Source organism: Vibrio ichthyoenteri ATCC 700023, from assembly GCF_000222605.1.
GTDB lineage: Bacteria > Pseudomonadota > Gammaproteobacteria > Enterobacterales > Vibrionaceae > Vibrio > Vibrio ichthyoenteri.
The window spans coordinates 1-477 of sequence record NZ_AFWF01000126.1; the positions used below are offsets into that span (position 1 = coordinate 1).

1 protein-coding gene is annotated in these 477 nt (G+C 41.7%); it reads right to left on the reverse strand.

Annotated features, from left to right (window positions below; translation table 11 throughout):
* A partial coding sequence (locus tag RH85_RS10090) for an IS6 family transposase (RefSeq protein ID WP_006712122.1) occupies positions 1-400 on the reverse strand: 400 nt, incomplete at its 3' end.
* Between the last annotated feature and the right edge of the window lie 77 nt (positions 401-477).

The window sequence follows — 477 nt, forward strand, 5'->3', positions numbered from 1 at the left end:
TCTTATCTATGACCACTTTATCTGGCAATCCATTTGTCTTTATAGCCTTGCGCAGAAAGGCTTGAGCCGCTTTTTCATCTCGCTCTTTGCTTAAGTAAAAGTCAACGACGTCACCAAATTTATCGACGGCCCGGTAGTAATACCACCACTCACCTTTGATTTTTATGTAGGTTTCGTCCATACGCCAAGATGATGAGACTTGTCGTTTAATTTGGCGCGCTTTAGACTCAATCATTGGGGCGAAATTGATAACCCAACGGTTAATGGTGGAGTGGTCAACATAACTACCTCTCTCAGCGAAAATATCTTCGATATCGCGATAGCTAAGCTTATATGACACGTAATAACGAACCGCTAAAAGAATGATATCTGAAGGATGCTGGTAGCCAGAGAAGTCCATGTAATGCCTGATAAATGTTAAAAACACCAATTTGAGCATTACATGGATGATTTAGTTCCCCACGATGCGACAGAACC